Origin of the sequence: Streptomyces sp. CB02009 (assembly GCF_001905825.1) — a bacterium.
Classification (GTDB): Bacteria; Actinomycetota; Actinomycetes; order Streptomycetales; family Streptomycetaceae; genus Streptomyces.
Genome location: NZ_LIVV01000009.1, coordinates 172926 through 187996, shown reverse-complemented (window position 1 = coordinate 187996; position 15071 = coordinate 172926). Strand labels below are relative to the sequence as shown.

The following is a 15071-nucleotide window of genomic DNA, read 5'->3' as shown; positions in this document are numbered from 1 at the left end:
ACAAACCCACCCACGCTTCACGCCACCGCTAGGAGAAAACCGTGACCACGGCTGTGACCATCCCCAGGCACGGGGGAGACGATGAAGGTGCGGCGCGCAGCGCCTCGTTGAGGGGCGGTGGTCGGGCGGCGGGTGGGAGTACGGCCGTCGCCGCGCGGGCGCGTCAGGTCGTCAAGGCGTACGGCACCGGGGAGACCCGGGTCGTCGCACTGGACTCCGTCGACGTCGACATCGCCCGCGGACAGTTCACCGCGATCATGGGACCCTCGGGTTCCGGCAAATCGACCCTGATGCACTGCCTCGCCGGGCTCGACACCGTCACCAGCGGCGAGATCTTCCTCGACGAGACCGAGATCACCCGGCTCAAGGACAAGAAGCTCACGCAGTTGCGCCGGGACCGGATCGGCTTCATCTTCCAGGCGTTCAACCTGCTGCCGACCCTGAGCGCCATCGAGAACATCACGCTGCCGATGGACATCGCCGGCCGCAAGCCGGACGCCGAGTGGCTGCGCCGGGTCGTGGACACCGTCGGTCTCTCCGAGCGCCTCAAGCACCGCCCCAACGAGCTCTCCGGCGGCCAGCAGCAGCGCGTGGCCGTGGCCCGCGCCCTCGCCGCCAGACCCGAGATCATCTTCGGGGACGAGCCGACCGGAAACCTGGACTCGCGGGCGGGCGCCGAGGTCCTCGGCTTCCTCCGCACGTCGGTCGACGAACTCGGCCAGACGATCGTCATGGTCACCCACGACCCCGTCGCCGCCTCCTACGCGGACCGGGTCCTCTACCTCGCCGACGGGCGGATCGTGGACGAGATGCTCCGGCCGACCGCCGACGCCGTCCTCGACCGCATGAAGGACTTCGACGCGCGCGGGCGGACGTCATGAGCGTCCTGAAGACCTCGATGCGCAACTTCTTCGCGCACAAGGGACGCATGGCGCTGTCCGCCATCGCCGTCCTGCTCTCCGTCGCGTTCGTCAGTGGCACCCTCGTGTTCACCGACACCATGAACACGACGTTCGACAAGCTCTTCGCCTCGACCGCCTCCGACGTCACGGTCAGCCCCAAGGACACCGACCCCGGCGAGGTGTCCCAGGGCGGCCGCCCCGAGTCCTTCCCCGCCTCGCTCGTCGAGCAGGTCCGGAAGACCGAGGGCGTCCAGGCCGCCCAGGGCTCCGTCGTCTCCACCGGGATCACCGTCGTCGACGCGAAGAACAAGAACGTCGGACCCACCAGCGGCGCGCCCACCATCGCCGTCAACTGGAGCCCGAACGAACTCCGTTCCATGGAGATGACCTCCGGCCACGAGCCGCGCGGCCCCACCGAGGTCGTCGTCGACGGCGACACCGCCGAGAAGCACGGCCTCAAGCTCGGCGACGAACTGCGGACCATCTCCGTCGTCGGCGACTTCACCACGAAGATCTCCGGCATCGTCGACTTCAAGGTCACCAACCCCGGCGCCACCGTCGTCTACTTCGAGACGGCCGTCGCCCAGCGCGAACTTCTCGGCAAGGAAGGCCTGTTCACCCAGATCACGGCCGACGCCAAGGCCGGCGTGACCGACGACGCCCTGAAGGCGAACATCGCCGCCTCGCTCGGCGGCGGCTACACCCTGCAGACCGCCGCCGAGTCCGCCGACGCGGGCCGCGAGGACGTCGCCGGCTTCCTCGACGTCATGAAGTACGCGATGCTCGGCTTCGCCGGGATCGCCTTCCTCGTCGGCATCTTCCTCATCGTCAACACCTTCTCGATGCTGGTCGCCCAGCGCACCCGCGAGATCGGCCTCATGCGGGCCATCGGCTCCAGCCGCAAGCAGGTCAACCGCTCCGTCCTCATCGAGGCGCTGCTCCTCGGCCTCTTCGGCTCCGTCGCCGGAGTCGCCGCCGGCGTCGGACTCGCCGTCGGACTGATGCAGCTCATGTCCTCGATCGGCATGGAGCTCTCCACCGACGACCTCACCGTCACGTGGACGACCCCGGTCGTCGGCCTCGTCCTCGGCATCGTCGTCACCGTCCTCGCCGCCTACATCCCGGCCCGCCGGGCCGGGAAGATCTCCCCGATGGCGGCCCTCCGCGACGCGGGCACCCCCGCCGACGGCCGGGCCGGCCGGATCCGCGGCGGCATCGGTCTCGCCCTCACCGCCGCCGGAGCGGCCGCGCTCGTGGCGGCGTCCCGCGCCGAGGAGGCCGCCCCCGGCTCCCTGTGGCTCGGCCTCGGCGTCCTCTTCACCCTCCTCGGCTTCGTCGTCGTCGGCCCGCTCCTCGCGGGCGCGGTCGTCCGCGCCCTGGGCGTCGTCGTCCTCCGGATCTTCGGCCCGGTCGGCCGGATGGCCGAGCGGAACGCGCTCCGCAACCCGCGCCGCACCGGCGCCACCGCCGCGGCCCTGATGATCGGCCTCGCGCTCGTCGCCGCCCTGTCGGTCGTCGGCTCCTCGATGGTCGCCTCGGCCACCGACGAACTGGACAGGTCCGTCGGCGCCGACTTCATCGTCCAGTCCGGCACCGGCCAGCCGATCGTCCCGCAGGCCCAGGCGGCCCTGGAGAAGGCCCCGGGCCTGGACCACGTCACCGAGTACCGGTGGGTCGACGCCACCGTCACCGACCCGCGCGGCAGGACCACCACGGCCGACCTGGCCGCCACCGAACCGTCGTACGTGCAGGACCTGCGCCGGGAGACCACGGCGGGCACCCTCACCGACGCGTACGGCAAGGGCGCGATGTCGGTCGGCAGCGACTACGCCACCGCGCACAAGGTGAAGGTCGGCGACGTGCTGACCGTCGCGTTCAAGGGCGGCGAGAAGGCGAAGCTGAAGGTCGCGGCGATCACCGCCGACACGGGGCAGGTCGACAAGGGGGCGATGTACATCAACGTCACCACCCTCGCCGAATACGTCCCCGCCGACCGCATGCCGCAGAGCCTGCTCCTGCTCGCCAGCGCGAAGGACGGCCAGGAGACCGCGGCCTACCAGGCCCTCAAGGACGCGCTCGGGCCGTACCCGCAGTACAAGGTGAGCAACCAGGCCGACTACAAGGAACAGCTGCAGGACCAGGTCGGACAGCTGCTCAACATCGTGTACGGGCTCCTCGCCCTGGCGATCGTCGTCGCGATCCTGGGCGTCGTGAACACCCTGGCCCTGTCGGTCGTCGAGCGGACCCGGGAGATCGGGCTCATGCGGGCCATCGGCCTCTCCCGCCGCCAGCTGCGCCGCATGATCCGCCTGGAGTCGGTGGTGATCGCCCTGTTCGGCGCACTGCTCGGCCTCGGCCTGGGCATGGGCTGGGGCACGGCGGCCCAGAAGCTCCTCGCCCTGGAGGGCCTCGGGGTCCTGGAGATCCCCTGGCCGACGATCCTGACGGTCTTCGTCGGCTCGGCCTTCGTGGGACTGTTCGCGGCCCTGGTCCCGGCGTTCCGGGCCGGCCGGATGAACGTCCTGAACGCGATCGCCAGCGAGTAGCCCGGAAGGCGCTCGGAAGGCCTTCGGAGGGCCTTCGGAAGGCGTTCGGAAGGCGCGGTCGTCCGCCCGCACGGGGGTGGGGCGGACGACCGCGCCGGGCCGTACGCAGGCCCGGCCCGGTTCCCGCGCGGCGGGGCCGGGCGCGGTGCGTGAGCGGCGGGGCGGGCACGGGCGGGTGGTGTTACGGGGGCGGGTGTCCGTGGCTCGTCGTACGCTGGACACCCCGGCCCGTGCGACGTGTCGGGCTGTTCGCGTTGCCCGCCCCCGTCACCCCTCGGGATGGAAAGCTTCATGAGCCTGCACGGTCTGCTCGATGTCGTCGTCAAGGACGCGGCCCTCGCCGAGGCGGTGAAGGCCGCCGCCGACGGGAACCGCCCGCACGTGGACCTGGTCGGTCCCGCGGCCGCCCGGCCCTTCGCCGTCGCCGCGCTCGCCCGGGACTCGGGGCGGCCGGTGCTCGCGGTGACCGCGACCGGGCGGGAGGCCGAGGACCTCGCCGCCGCGCTGCGGTCCCTGCTCGACCCGGACACGGTCGTCGAGTACCCGTCCTGGGAGACCCTGCCGCACGAGCGGCTCTCGCCCCGCTCCGACACCGTCGGCCGCCGCCTCGCCGTCCTGCGCCGCCTCGCGCACCCGAGGGACGACGACCCGGCCGCCGGCCCGGTGAGCGTCGTCGTCGCCCCCATCCGCTCCGTGCTCCAGCCGCAGGTCAAGGGCCTCGGCGACCTGGAGCCGGTGGCGCTGCGGAGCGGGCAGACGGCCGACCTGAACGAGATCGTGGAGGGCCTGGCGGCCGCCGCGTACTCCCGCGTGGAGCTGGTCGAGAAGCGCGGCGAGTTCGCCGTCCGCGGCGGCATCCTGGACGTCTTCCCGCCGACCGAGGAGCACCCGCTCCGCATCGAGTTCTGGGGCGACGACGTCGAGGAGATCCGGTACTTCAAGGTCGCCGACCAGCGGTCCCTCGAAGTGGCCGAGCACGGGCTCTGGGCGCCGCCCTGCCGCGAGCTGCTGCTCACCGCGGACGTACGGGAGCGGGCGGCGGCGCTCGCCGAGGAGCACCCGGAGCTGGGCGAACTCCTCAACAAGATCGCCGAGGGGATCGCCGTCGAGGGCATGGAGTCCCTCGCGCCGGTCCTCGTCGACGACATGGAGCTGCTCCTCGACGTCCTGCCGAAGGGCGCCATGGCCGTGGTCTGCGACCCGGAGCGGGTGCGGACCCGGGCCTCGGACCTCGTCGCCACGAGCCAGGAGTTCCTCCAGGCCTCGTGGGCGGCCACGGCCGGCGGCGGCGAGGCCCCGATCGACGTCGGCGCGGCCTCCCTGTGGGGGATCGCGGACGTCCGGGACCGGGCGCGCGAGCTGGGGATGTCCTGGTGGTCGGTGTCGCCGTTCGCGGCGGACGCGACGGCCGAGGGCGCCGACGGGGACACCCTCACGCTCGGCATGCATGCCCCCGAGTCGTACCGCGGGGACACCGCACGCGCGCTCGCCGACACCAAGGGCTGGCTGGCCGACGGCTGGCGCACGGTCTACGTCACGGAGGCCCACGGCCCCGCGACCCGTACGGTCGAGGTCCTCGGCGGCGAGGGCATCGCCGCCCGCCTCGACGCGGACCTCGCGGAGATCTCCCCGTCGGTCGTGCACGTCTCGACCGGCTCCATCGACTACGGCTTCGTCGACGCGGCCCTGAAGCTCGCCGTCCTCACCGAGACCGACCTGTCCGGCCAGAAGGCGGCCGGCAAGGACGGCCAGCGGATGCCGGCCAAGCGGCGCAAGACCATCGACCCGCTGACCCTGGAGGTCGGCGACTACATCGTGCACGAGCAGCACGGCGTCGGCCGGTACGTGGAGATGGTCCAGCGGACCGTGCAGGGCGCCACCCGCGAGTACCTCCTCGTCGAGTACGCCCCCGCCAAGCGCGGCCAGCCCGGCGACCGGCTGTACATCCCGACGGACCAGCTGGAGCAGGTCACCAAGTACGTGGGCGGCGAGGCGCCGACCCTGCACCGGCTCGGCGGCGCGGACTGGACGAAGACGAAGGCGCGCGCGAAGAAGGCCGTCAAGGAGATCGCGGCCGACCTCATCAAGCTGTACTCGGCGCGGATGGCGGCCCCCGGGCACGCCTTCGCCCCGGACACCCCGTGGCAGCGCGAGCTGGAGGACGCCTTCCCGTACGCGGAGACGCCCGACCAGCTGTCCACCATCGCCGAGGTGAAGGAGGACATGGAGAAGACCGTCCCCATGGACCGCCTGATCTGCGGCGACGTGGGCTACGGCAAGACGGAGATCGCGGTCCGCGCGGCCTTCAAGGCGGTGCAGGACGGCAAGCAGGTCGCGGTCCTCGTCCCGACGACGCTGCTCGTGCAGCAGCACTTCGGGACCTTCTCCGAGCGGTACTCCCAGTTCCCGGTGAAGGTGCGGGCGCTGTCCCGCTTCCAGACCGACACGGAGGCGAAGGCGACCCTGGAAGGCATGCGGGAGGGCTCGGTCGACGTCGTCATCGGCACCCACCGGCTCTTCGCCTCCGAGACGAAGTTCAAGGACCTGGGCCTGGTCATCGTCGACGAGGAGCAGCGCTTCGGCGTCGAGCACAAGGAGCAGCTGAAGAAGCTCCGGGCCAACGTCGACGTGCTGACGATGTCGGCCACCCCCATCCCCCGTACGCTCGAGATGGCGGTCACCGGCATCCGCGAGATGTCGACCATCACCACCCCGCCGGAGGAGCGCCACCCCGTCCTCACCTTCGTGGGGCCGTACGAGGAGAAGCAGATCGGCGCCGCGATCCGGCGCGAACTCCTGCGCGAGGGCCAGGTCTTCTACATCCACAACCGGGTCGACTCGATCGACCGGGCGGCGGCGCGGCTGCGCGAGATCGTGCCCGAGGCGCGGATCGCGACGGCCCACGGCCAGATGTCCGAGTCGGCCCTGGAGCAGGTCGTCGTCGACTTCTGGGAGAAGAAGTTCGACGTCCTCGTCTCGACGACCATCGTCGAGTCGGGCATCGACATCTCCAACGCCAACACCCTGATCGTCGAGCGCGGCGACAACTTCGGCCTCTCGCAGCTCCACCAGCTGCGCGGCCGTGTCGGCCGCGGCCGGGAGCGCGGCTACGCCTACTTCCTGTACCCGCCGGAGAAGCCGCTCACCGAGACGGCGCACGAGCGGCTCGCGACGATCGCCCAGCACACCGAGATGGGCGCGGGCATGTACGTGGCGATGAAGGACCTGGAGATCCGCGGCGCGGGCAACCTGCTCGGCGGCGAGCAGTCCGGCCACATCGCGGGCGTCGGCTTCGACCTGTACGTCCGGATGGTCGGCGAGGCCGTCGCGGACTACCGGGCGCAGATGGAGGGCGGGGCGGAGGAGGAGGCCCCGCTGGAGGTCAAGATCGAGCTGCCGGTCGACGCCCACATGCCGCACGACTACGCCCCGGGGGAGCGGCTCCGCCTCCAGGCCTACCGTTCGATCGCCTCGGCGAACTCGGAGGAGGACATCAGGGCGGTCCGCGAGGAACTCACCGACCGCTACGGCAAGTTGCCCGAGCCGGTCGAGAACCTCCTGCTGGTGGCGGGCCTGCGCATGCTGGCCCGCGCGTGCGGCGTCGGCGAGATCGTCCTGCAGGGCCCGAACATCCGCTTCGCGCCGGTGGAGCTGCGCGAGTCGCAGGAGCTGCGCCTGAAGCGGCTCTACCCGCGGACCGTCATCAAGCCGGCCGTCCACCAGATCCTGGTGCCGCGCCCGACGACCGGCAAGATCGGCGGAAAGCCGGTGGTGGGCCGCGAACTGCTGGCGTGGACGGGGGAGTTCCTGACGACGATCCTGGGGTCGTAGCGGAGGCGGGCCGGGGTGCGCGGGCGGACGCGCGCCCCGGCCCGCGCGCCCCGGCCGTCGGCTACAGCTCGTCGAGGTCCAGTGCCCCGGCCATCGCGCGGTAGCCCGCGTCGTTCGGGTGGAGGGCGTCGCCCGAGTCGTACGCCGGGAGGATGCGGTCCGGGTCCGTCGGGTCGGCGACCGCCTGGTCGAGGTCGACGACCGCGTCGTACGCGCCCGAGGTGCGGACCCAGGTGTTGAAGGCGTCGCGCTTGGCCTCGTTGGCCGGGGTGTCGTAGAAGGAGCCCTTGACCGGCGTGAGGGTCGCGCCGATCACCTTCAGGCCCTTGGCGTGGGCCTGGCGGATCAGGGTGCGGTGGCCCTTGATCAGCTCGGCCACGGAGACGTCGGGGGTGGGTGCGGCGGGGACGTTCACCGTGCTGCCGCCGATGTCGTTGATGCCTTCGAGGAGGATGACCGTGCGGACGCCCCGCTCGTTCAGGACGTCGTGGCGGAAGCGGGTCAGGGCCTTCTCGCCGGCCCAGGTCGTGTCGTTGACGACCTGGTTGCCCGCGATCCCGTGGTTGAGGACCGCACGGGGGCTGCCCGCCGCGGCCAGGCGCTCGGCGAGCTCGTCCGGGTAACGGTTGTCCGCGTCCGTCGCGGAGCCCACGCCGTCGGTGATCGAGTCGCCGAAGGCGACGATGCCGTCGCGGCGGGCGGTGTCCCGGCCGCCGGTGACCTCCACGCCCGACAGGAAGTACGAGGACGTGCTCGTCTCGGTGAAGGCCGAGCCGGACAGGTCTCCGCGGTGGTCGCCCGCGGCCCGGTAGGCGGTGGCGCCGGCGAACTGGTGGAAGGTGGCCGGTCCGGTCTCGCCCGCCAGGTAGAGGGTGACGGTCAGGGACTCGAACGCCTTGACCGGGAAGGGCGCGCCGTCGCTGAGGAGCGTGCCGCCGGCCGGGATCGTGGTGGACGCCCGCCCGTCGAAGCGCAGGGTGCGGACCGAACCGGCCCGCACCGCGCCGCCCTCGACAGTACGGGCCACGGTCGCGCCGGTGACGCGCAGCGGGCGGGTGCCGTAGCGGTTGCTCAGCTCGATCCTGGCCCGGGTGCCGGCGGCCGTGACGCGGACGACCTGCCGCACGGTGTGGTTGTCGAAGCCCCGCTCCGACCAGTTGGGGGCGAGCGGCGCGGCCGGTGCCTGCGGGGAGGCGGCCCAGGCGCCGCGCCAGGGCGTTCCGGATCCCGCGTGGTCGGGGGTGGCGAGGGCGGTGGGGGCTAAGGCGAGGGTCGCCGTGGTGAGCAGGGCTGTGGCGCTGCGACGGAGGGTGCTCGTGGTTCTCATGTTCTCCGTCAATTGCTGACCGACGCGGGCTATTCCCGCGGCTCCGGTCCCTCCGGCGGGAGTTGGCCGGTGAAGAGCAGGCCGGTGAGGGAGCGGAAGTACTCCTCGGCGTCGCGCTCGCCCAGCGCCCCCGTCACGTTGTGGGTGAGGAGCAGCGTCGCGAAGCCGTGGGCGAGCGACCAGGCGGCGATGCCCGCCGTGCGGGCGTCGGGGACGTCCGTCAGTTCGGCGACGCCGGCGCGGAGTTCGGCGGAGGCGCGCTCCTTGGCGGCGAGCAGGTCCGGGTCGTCGGCGCGCAGCAGGTCCGGCTGGAACATGACCTGGAAGTGGGCGGGGTGCTCGATCGCGAACCGCACGTACCGCACGCCGCGTTCGCGCAGCTCTGGTGCGGCGGCGAGGGCCTCGGCGAGCAGCCCGTACCCCTCGGTCGCGAGGGCGGTGAGGAGCCCGGTGCGGTCCTTGAAGTGGTGGGCGGGCGCGGCGTGCGAGACGCCCGCGCGGCGCGCGAGGTCGCGCAGGCTGAGCGCCCCGGGGCCCTCGGCGGCGATGACGTCGAGGGCGGCATCGAGGACGGCCTGCCGCAGGCCGCCGTGGTGGTAGGAGCTCCGGCTCGTAGGCGTCATGGGAGGAGCCTAGCCCTCATCTAGGCATTGACAAGTTCTGGGGCGCGGAGCACTATCTAGGCAGTGACTAGATAGTGAGTGAAGGACGAGGAGCCCGCCGTGGAATCCGGACGCGTACGTCAGATGTGGCACCTGCTCGAACCCCTGCACGCCCTGCTCTACTACGCCCCCGAGGCCTTCGACGAGGCCGCCGCCCTCGGCTACGACACCTCCGAGCGCTGGCCCTCCTACTTCGCCTGGCGCGCCGCGCCCCTCGGCCCCGTGGGCCCGGACCGGGTCGCGGACACCTTCTACAGCTTCAGCCCCGCGATGATCGCCCGCTACGTCCCCGCCGGCTGGGAGACCGCCGCTCCGGCCGACGTCCTCGCCGCGCGGCTCCGGGCCGTCGACCGCACCTACCGGGCCGTCCTGGGCGAGGAGCTCCTCGCGGGCCCCGAACTCGCCGAGGCCGCCGACCTCGCCCGCACCGCGGCCGACCGGGCGGTGACCGCCTCCGACCCCGCCGTGGCCCGCCCGCTCGCCGCCGCCAACGCCGCCCTGGCCCGGCCCGAGGCCCCGCACCTGGTCCTCTGGCAGTCCGCGACGGTCCTCCGCGAGCACCGGGGCGACGGCCATCTCGAAGCCCTCGTCGACGCCGGACTCGACCCGGTCGAGTCGCTCGTCTCCTTCGCGGCGATCGGCGCCGCGCCGGAGCCCGTCTTCGAGAGCCGGGGCTGGAGCGGCGAGGAGTGGGGGGCGGCGCGCGCCCGTCTCGTCTCCCGCGGCCTCCTGACCGCCGACGGGGGAGCCACCGAGGCGGGCCGCGCGCTGCGCGCCGAGGTCGAGCGGCGTACCGACGAACTCGCCGCCGCCCCCTGGGCCGCCCTCGGCGCGGACGGCACCGCCCGCCTCGCGGAGCTGCTCGGCGGCCCGTGGCTGGCGGCGATCGGCTCCGGCCTGCTGCCCTCGGAGAACACCCTGGGCATCGGCAAGGTGTGAGGGGCTGCTGCAGGGGGTGAGGGCTGCTGCGGAGCCGTGAGAGCTGCTGCGGAGCCGGAGGTCCGGGGACGCGAAGGGCCCGGGCGTCGCGTGTGCGACACCCGGGCCCGGTCCGGCTCCCCGAGGAGCGTCAGAAGAGCAGTTCCCCCGCGGGGAAGTTCGAGCCGACCTTCACGCGCGGGGCGTAGCCGCCGGCGCCGTCGCCCTTGTAGTAGTAGAGGTCACCGCCGTCCTCGCGGCCGATCAGGTCGGCGTTCCCGTCGCCGTTCAGGTCGCCGGGAGCGGCGAGGGCGTCGTAGACCTGCCAGCCGTTGCCGATCCTCCTGCGCTCCGCGAGGGTGCCGTCGCCGTTCCCCTCCTGGAGCCAGAGGGAGCCGAGTTCGTCGATGGCGACGATGTCGGCCGTGCCCTGCGCGGCGCCCGTGCCGCGGGCGAAGTCCGTGGCGACGAGGTACGGGTAGATCCGCCACTCGGCGCCGGGTTCGACGATCCGCGCGCGCGGGGCGTAGCTGTGCGCGCCGGTCCCCTTGTGCAGCCAGAACGTGCCCGTGGTGGACTCCCGGGTGATCAGGTCGGCAGTGCCGTCACCGTCGAAGTCGCCGGGCGTGAGGAGCGCGTCGTCGTCCTGGAAACCCGTGCCGGCCTGCTTCCTGGTGGAGCCGGAGTACGAGCCGTCGGCCGCCGCGGCCGGGTAGTGCCACAGCGTGCCGGCCGCGTCGACCGCGGCCACGGTCGTGCCCTGGCGGGCGACGTGCGTCATGCCCTGCCAGCCGTAGCCCACCTTGCACGGCTTCTCCAGCGCGGCGGTGTCCCCGCTCGGGCGGCCGTCGTAGCGGTAGAGGCCGCCGGTCGCGTCCCGCCGGAACACCGAGCCGGGAGCGGCGGTGTAGGGGTGGAGGCAGTCCGCCCAGTAGGCGGCGCCGCGGTAGCGGCCGTGGTCGGAGAGGGAGCGGACCTCGGTGAACGCGTCGCCCACGGCGCCCGAGAAGAAGCGCGAGCTGAAGAAGAGGAAGTCGAGCTTCTTGCGTTCGCCCTTGTCGCTGACGAACGTGCTCTCACCGGTGCGGCACCGGTCGCGGAGGCCGCAGTCGACCGTCGGGTTGCCCGCGAAGTGCTCGCGGTCGGTCTCGTCGGCCTCGACGAAGGTGCCGGTGGCGTTGTTGTTGATGCTCGTGTCGTAGAAGTACGACAGGGGAGCGGTGAGCGGATTGGCGTTGAAGTCGCCGCCGAGCACGACGGGGATGCCCTCGCTCTCCCACTGCCGGGTCTGGTCGGTCAGCCTCCTGGCCTCCTCCTCCATGGGGCCGGCCCCCGGCGTGCCCCAGAAGAGGTGGACCGCGCAGGCCCAGTTGAGCCGGTTCTGGACGTAGGTCTTCAGGCAGGGGGCCTTGATGGCCTCGGTCTGGGGAACGCCCGGCGAGACCGGCGGGAGGTCCCCGGGCCTGTGCAGGGTGAGGGTGGCGTCGTCGACCTTCGTGCCCCGGACGAACAGGGCCATCCCGTAGTCCCTGTTGTCGGTGTCGGAGGGGTTGGCCGGGTTCACGCAGAGCCCGGCCGCCGCCGGCTTCAGGGTGGAGGCGTAGTGGCCGACGTACGACGCGGGAAGCCGCTGGTCGAGATCGTCGAACTGGTACTTGCAGATCTCGACCAGGAAGATCTGGTCGGTGTTCCAGCCGGTGGCGGAGGTCTCGTTGACGATCGCGTCGTAGCGCCTGGTGTTGCCGCTCGCGGTCACGTCGCAGCCGGCGGTCCCGCCGCTGCCGCAGATGTTGTAGGTGACGGTCCGCAGAGGCGGTGCCGTGGACGGGGTCACCACGTCGGCGCGGGCCTGGGGCGCGGTCACCGTCATCGCCGCGCAGAGGAAGGCCAGTGTGGTCAGCAGGGCTCGAAGCGGCCCGAATCTTCGCATGGAGAAGCTCTCCTGATGGAGTGTCTGGAAAGCTTCGAACGGTACTCGAACGATTGTTTGCTTCGGGAGGAGGGTCCGAAGGGGACGCACTCCTCCCGGCGGGCCTCGGCAGGCCACCGGATGGGCCTGGACGGGCCCCGTCAGGCCCCGACGGCCTAGAATTCCCGAATGCTTGCAGAGCGGACGATTCGAACGACCCTGGTCGCCTCGGCACTTGCCGTCACCACGCTCCTCGCCACCGCCTGCTCACCGGAAGGCGGCGGAGGCGCCGGATCCGGTGGCGGCTCGGGATCCGGTGGAGGCTCCGGCGGCGGGTCCGCCGCGCGGGGGACCGCGCTCGCCGCCGTCGAGACGCTCGCCGTCAAGGGGCGTGCGCCGAAGACCGGTTACGAGCGGGAGAAGTTCGGACGCGCCTGGGCGGACGTCGACGGCAACGGCTGCGGGACCCGGGACGACATACTCAAGCGCGACCTGACCGGCGTCCGGTTCACCGACGGCCGCTGCAAGGTCGCCTCCGGCACCCTCACCGACGACCCGTACACCGGGACCACCGTCCGCTTCGTCCGCGGGCGCAGCAAGGTCGACATCGACCATGTCGTCGCGCTCTCCGACGCCTGGCAGAAGGGCGCGGGGAAGTGGGACGGCGAGACCCGGCGCCGGTTCGCCAACGACCCGCTCAACCTGCTCGCCGTCGACTCCGCCACCAACCGCCGCAAGTCCGACGGCGACGCGGCGACCTGGCTTCCGCCGAACAAGGCGTACCGCTGCACGTACGTGGCCCGGCAGATCGCCGTGAAGAAGAAGTACGGGGTGTGGGTGACGGCCGGCGAGCGGGACGCGATGAAGCGGGTCCTCGCCGGCTGCCCGCGGCAGAAACTCCCGTAACCCGCCCCGACCAGGGGAAAACCTGTTGGCCCTGCCGGAAACGATCTTTACTCTGCCCGCATGGACCTGAACATATCGACCCTTGCCGAGCGCCCCGAACTGGAAGGGCCGATGTGGGGCATGCGCGACCTCTGGCCCGAGTTCATGATGTACGACCCGGTGGGCTGGGCGAACATCGGGCGGATCGTGCGCGAGCTGCCCGAGTACGTCGTCGTCGCCACCGACGCCGAGGGCAAGGTCGTCGCCCGCGGCTTCAGCGTTCCCTTCCGCCTCGACGCCGACGGGCGCCGCGCGCTGCCCGCGCGCGGCTGGGACGAGGTGCTGCTCTGGGCGTTCTCCGACCTGAAGCACGGCCGTGAGGCCGACACCGTGAGCGCCATCGAGATCACGGTCGACACGAGCGCCCTGGGCCAGGGACTCTCGCACCGGATGCTGGCCGCCATGCGCGACAACGCCCGGCGGCTCGGCTTCTCCGAGCTCGTCGCCCCGGTCCGCCCCAACGGCAAGCACCTGGAGGCCGCGTCCTCCATCCACGAGTACGCCTTCCGCACCCGGGAGTCCGACGGACTGCCGCACGACGCCTGGCTGCGCGTCCATGTGCGCGCGGGCGGTGTCATCGAGGCGGTCGCCCCGGCCTCGATGACCGTCTCCGGCTCGGTCGAGCAGTGGCGCGCCTGGACCGGTCTGCCCTTCGACACGGACGGCCCGGTCGAGGTCGCCGGCGCGCTCGTGCCCGTCCACTGCGACGCCTCGCGCGGCTACGCGGTCTACGTCGAGCCCAACGTCTGGGTGCGGCACCGCATCTGAGCACGTACGGGACGCCCCCGGGGAGCGGGACCCCGGGGGTGATCTTCACGGCGGGGGATGTACCGTACGGCGTCCCCTGTCGTACACCCGTGCGCCCCGCCCCCGGCGCGCGCCGCCGTGAGAGGTCCCGCGAAACGTGAACCAGGCCGTCCGCTTGGAGAAGGGCGCGGAGTCCCCGCGCCCCATGGAGCTGCCCGGCCGGCCGGCCCGGGTCGGGCTCGCGCTGGTGCCGCTGCTGAGCCTCGGCGTCCTCGGGTTCGTCCCCTCGCTCACGCTCGCCCTGCGGCGCGGGACGCGGAGCGACTGGCTCGCCGCGCTGCTGTTCACGGCCGCCTCGGTCGGCTGGTGCTTCCAGATCGCGCTGACGCCCGTGGAGACCCACGGCCTCGCGTACCTCGTCGACGTGGTGCTGCTCGCGGCCGCCACCCTGGGTGCGGCGGCGCACGGCCTCGCCGCCGGGAGGGCCGACCGGTGAAGACCCGTCGCGCCTGGCGCGCCACCGAGCGGGAAGCGGCCAAGAGGGAGGCGGCGGAGTCCGGGAGCGCCCGGATCCCCGGTCTGCTGGCCGCCGGTGCGGGTGCGCTGCGCGGGCGGCTCGGCTGGGCCGTCGCCTCGGTCCTGGTCCTCGTCCTCGGTTTCGTCGGAGTCTCGCTGTTCGCCGGATCGGACGGTCCTGGCACCCCGCCCGACACCCGGGCCCGTGCCTACCAGGACTACGACGCCTGTCTGCTCACCGACGAGCGGGGCATCGTGACCGGTGCTCCGGCGGCCCCCGTCTGGGAGGGGATGCAGGCGGCGTCCCTGGACAAGCGGATCCGCGTGACGTTCGTACCGGTCATGGGCGAGAAGTCGGTGGAGAACGCCCGGCCGTTCCTCAACGGCCTGGTCCAGCGGGACTGCGAGATCGTCGTCGCCTCGGGCGCCCCGCAGGTGGCGGCCGCCGAGGCGGCGGTGGAGAAGAACCCGAAGGTCCGGTTCGTGACGGTCGGAGAGGCGGGCGGCGGCGCCGCTCACGACAATCTGGTCCGGGTGGCGCCCGGTGCGTCCCTCAAGGACGACATCGCGGCGACGGTGAAGCGGCTCGCCCGCGAGGGCTGAGGGGCCGGAGGGGCCCCGCCGCGTGGTCTCGGCCGGAGTTGTCCGGAAGGGTTCCGTCCCACAAGTAAAGCCGGAGTAAAGTTCGGCACCCTGGTGCGAACTGGTGATCCGTCATCGGGCAGGCTCGCGAGGCTTTGTAAGTATCGCGTTAGTAAAGGCTGGCCC

General features: G+C 72.4%; 11 protein-coding genes. 8 read left to right on the top strand and 3 right to left on the bottom strand.

The genetic code is table 11. The features are described from left to right. The first annotated feature begins 41 nt into the window (after positions 1 to 41). From AMK27_RS31545 to mfd, 3 genes are all read left to right on the top strand, one after another. Entirely contained in the window at positions 42 to 881 is an 840-nt protein-coding gene (locus tag AMK27_RS31545; protein WP_376577296.1) for an ABC transporter ATP-binding protein, read from the top strand. Then, the gene (locus AMK27_RS31540; protein WP_073915959.1) at positions 878 to 3448 is read left to right on the top strand and encodes an ABC transporter permease; all 2571 of its coding nucleotides are present in this window, start codon (positions 878 to 880) and stop codon (positions 3446 to 3448) included. The genes AMK27_RS31545 and AMK27_RS31540 overlap by 4 nt, the downstream gene beginning before the upstream one ends. A 291-nt stretch (positions 3449 to 3739) precedes the next feature. Then, the gene (gene mfd / locus AMK27_RS31535; RefSeq protein WP_073915956.1) at positions 3740 to 7279 is read left to right on the top strand and encodes a transcription-repair coupling factor; all 3540 of its coding nucleotides are present in this window, start codon (positions 3740 to 3742) and stop codon (positions 7277 to 7279) included. 61 nt (positions 7280 to 7340) lie between these two features. On the opposite strand, the gene AMK27_RS31530 is transcribed toward mfd, so the two are convergent. Both AMK27_RS31530 and AMK27_RS31525 read right to left on the bottom strand, forming a co-directional pair. Next, positions 7341 to 8606, bottom strand: coding sequence for an SGNH/GDSL hydrolase family protein (locus tag AMK27_RS31530; protein WP_073915953.1), 1266 nt, complete (start codon positions 8604 to 8606; stop codon positions 7341 to 7343). Positions 8607 to 8635: 29 nt separating this feature from the next. Next, positions 8636 to 9229 carry a TetR/AcrR family transcriptional regulator gene (locus tag AMK27_RS31525; protein ID WP_073915951.1) on the bottom strand — a complete coding sequence of 198 codons (594 nt, stop codon included), beginning with the start codon at positions 9227 to 9229 and terminating at the stop codon, positions 8636 to 8638. Between the two features lie 123 nt (positions 9230 to 9352). Between AMK27_RS31525 and AMK27_RS31520 the strand changes: the two genes are divergently transcribed. After that, positions 9353 to 10207, top strand: a complete 855-nt coding sequence (locus AMK27_RS31520) for an SCO6745 family protein (protein ID WP_073916571.1) — start codon at positions 9353 to 9355, stop codon at positions 10205 to 10207. Positions 10208 to 10337: 130 nt separating this feature from the next. Here the strand turns inward: AMK27_RS31520 and AMK27_RS31515 are convergent, their stop codons facing one another. Then, on the bottom strand, positions 10338 to 12116 hold the full coding sequence (locus AMK27_RS31515) for an endonuclease/exonuclease/phosphatase family protein (RefSeq protein ID WP_073915948.1): 1779 nt from the start codon (positions 12114 to 12116) through the stop codon (positions 10338 to 10340). A gap of 168 nt (positions 12117 to 12284) precedes the next feature. Here AMK27_RS31515 and AMK27_RS31510 point away from each other — a divergent pair, with 168 nt between their 5' ends. From AMK27_RS31510 to AMK27_RS31495, 4 genes are all read left to right on the top strand, one after another. Further along, positions 12285 to 13001 (top strand): HNH endonuclease family protein, encoded by a 717-nt coding sequence (locus AMK27_RS31510; protein WP_073915945.1) that lies wholly within the window; start codon positions 12285 to 12287, stop codon positions 12999 to 13001. A 60-nt stretch (positions 13002 to 13061) separates the two neighbouring features. Next, positions 13062 to 13808: an N-acetyltransferase gene (locus tag AMK27_RS31505; protein WP_073915942.1), complete on the top strand. Its 747-nt coding sequence runs from the start codon at positions 13062 to 13064 to the stop codon at positions 13806 to 13808. A gap of 136 nt (positions 13809 to 13944) precedes the next feature. Beyond that, a complete protein-coding gene (locus AMK27_RS31500) occupies positions 13945 to 14283 on the top strand; it encodes a hypothetical protein (RefSeq protein WP_073915940.1) in 339 nt (112 codons plus the stop codon). After that, positions 14280 to 14906, top strand: coding sequence for a BMP family ABC transporter substrate-binding protein (locus tag AMK27_RS31495; protein WP_073915937.1), 627 nt, complete (start codon positions 14280 to 14282; stop codon positions 14904 to 14906). The genes AMK27_RS31500 and AMK27_RS31495 overlap by 4 nt, the downstream gene beginning before the upstream one ends. The last annotated feature ends 165 nt before the right edge of the window (positions 14907 to 15071 follow it).

Coding starts and splice junctions, on each gene's coding strand:
- AMK27_RS31540 (WP_073915959.1), top strand. CDS start 878: ATGAGCGTCCTGAAGACCTCGATGCGCAACTTCTTCGCGCACAAGGGA.
- mfd (WP_073915956.1), top strand. CDS start 3,740: ATGAGCCTGCACGGTCTGCTCGATGTCGTCGTCAAGGACGCGGCCCTC.
- AMK27_RS31530 (WP_073915953.1), bottom strand. CDS start 8,606: ATGAGAACCACGAGCACCCTCCGTCGCAGCGCCACAGCCCTGCTCACC.
- AMK27_RS31525 (WP_073915951.1), bottom strand. CDS start 9,229: ATGACGCCTACGAGCCGGAGCTCCTACCACCACGGCGGCCTGCGGCAG.
- AMK27_RS31520 (WP_073916571.1), top strand. CDS start 9,353: ATGTGGCACCTGCTCGAACCCCTGCACGCCCTGCTCTACTACGCCCCC.
- AMK27_RS31515 (WP_073915948.1), bottom strand. CDS start 12,116: ATGCGAAGATTCGGGCCGCTTCGAGCCCTGCTGACCACACTGGCCTTC.
- AMK27_RS31510 (WP_073915945.1), top strand. CDS start 12,285: ATGCTTGCAGAGCGGACGATTCGAACGACCCTGGTCGCCTCGGCACTT.
- AMK27_RS31505 (WP_073915942.1), top strand. CDS start 13,062: ATGGACCTGAACATATCGACCCTTGCCGAGCGCCCCGAACTGGAAGGG.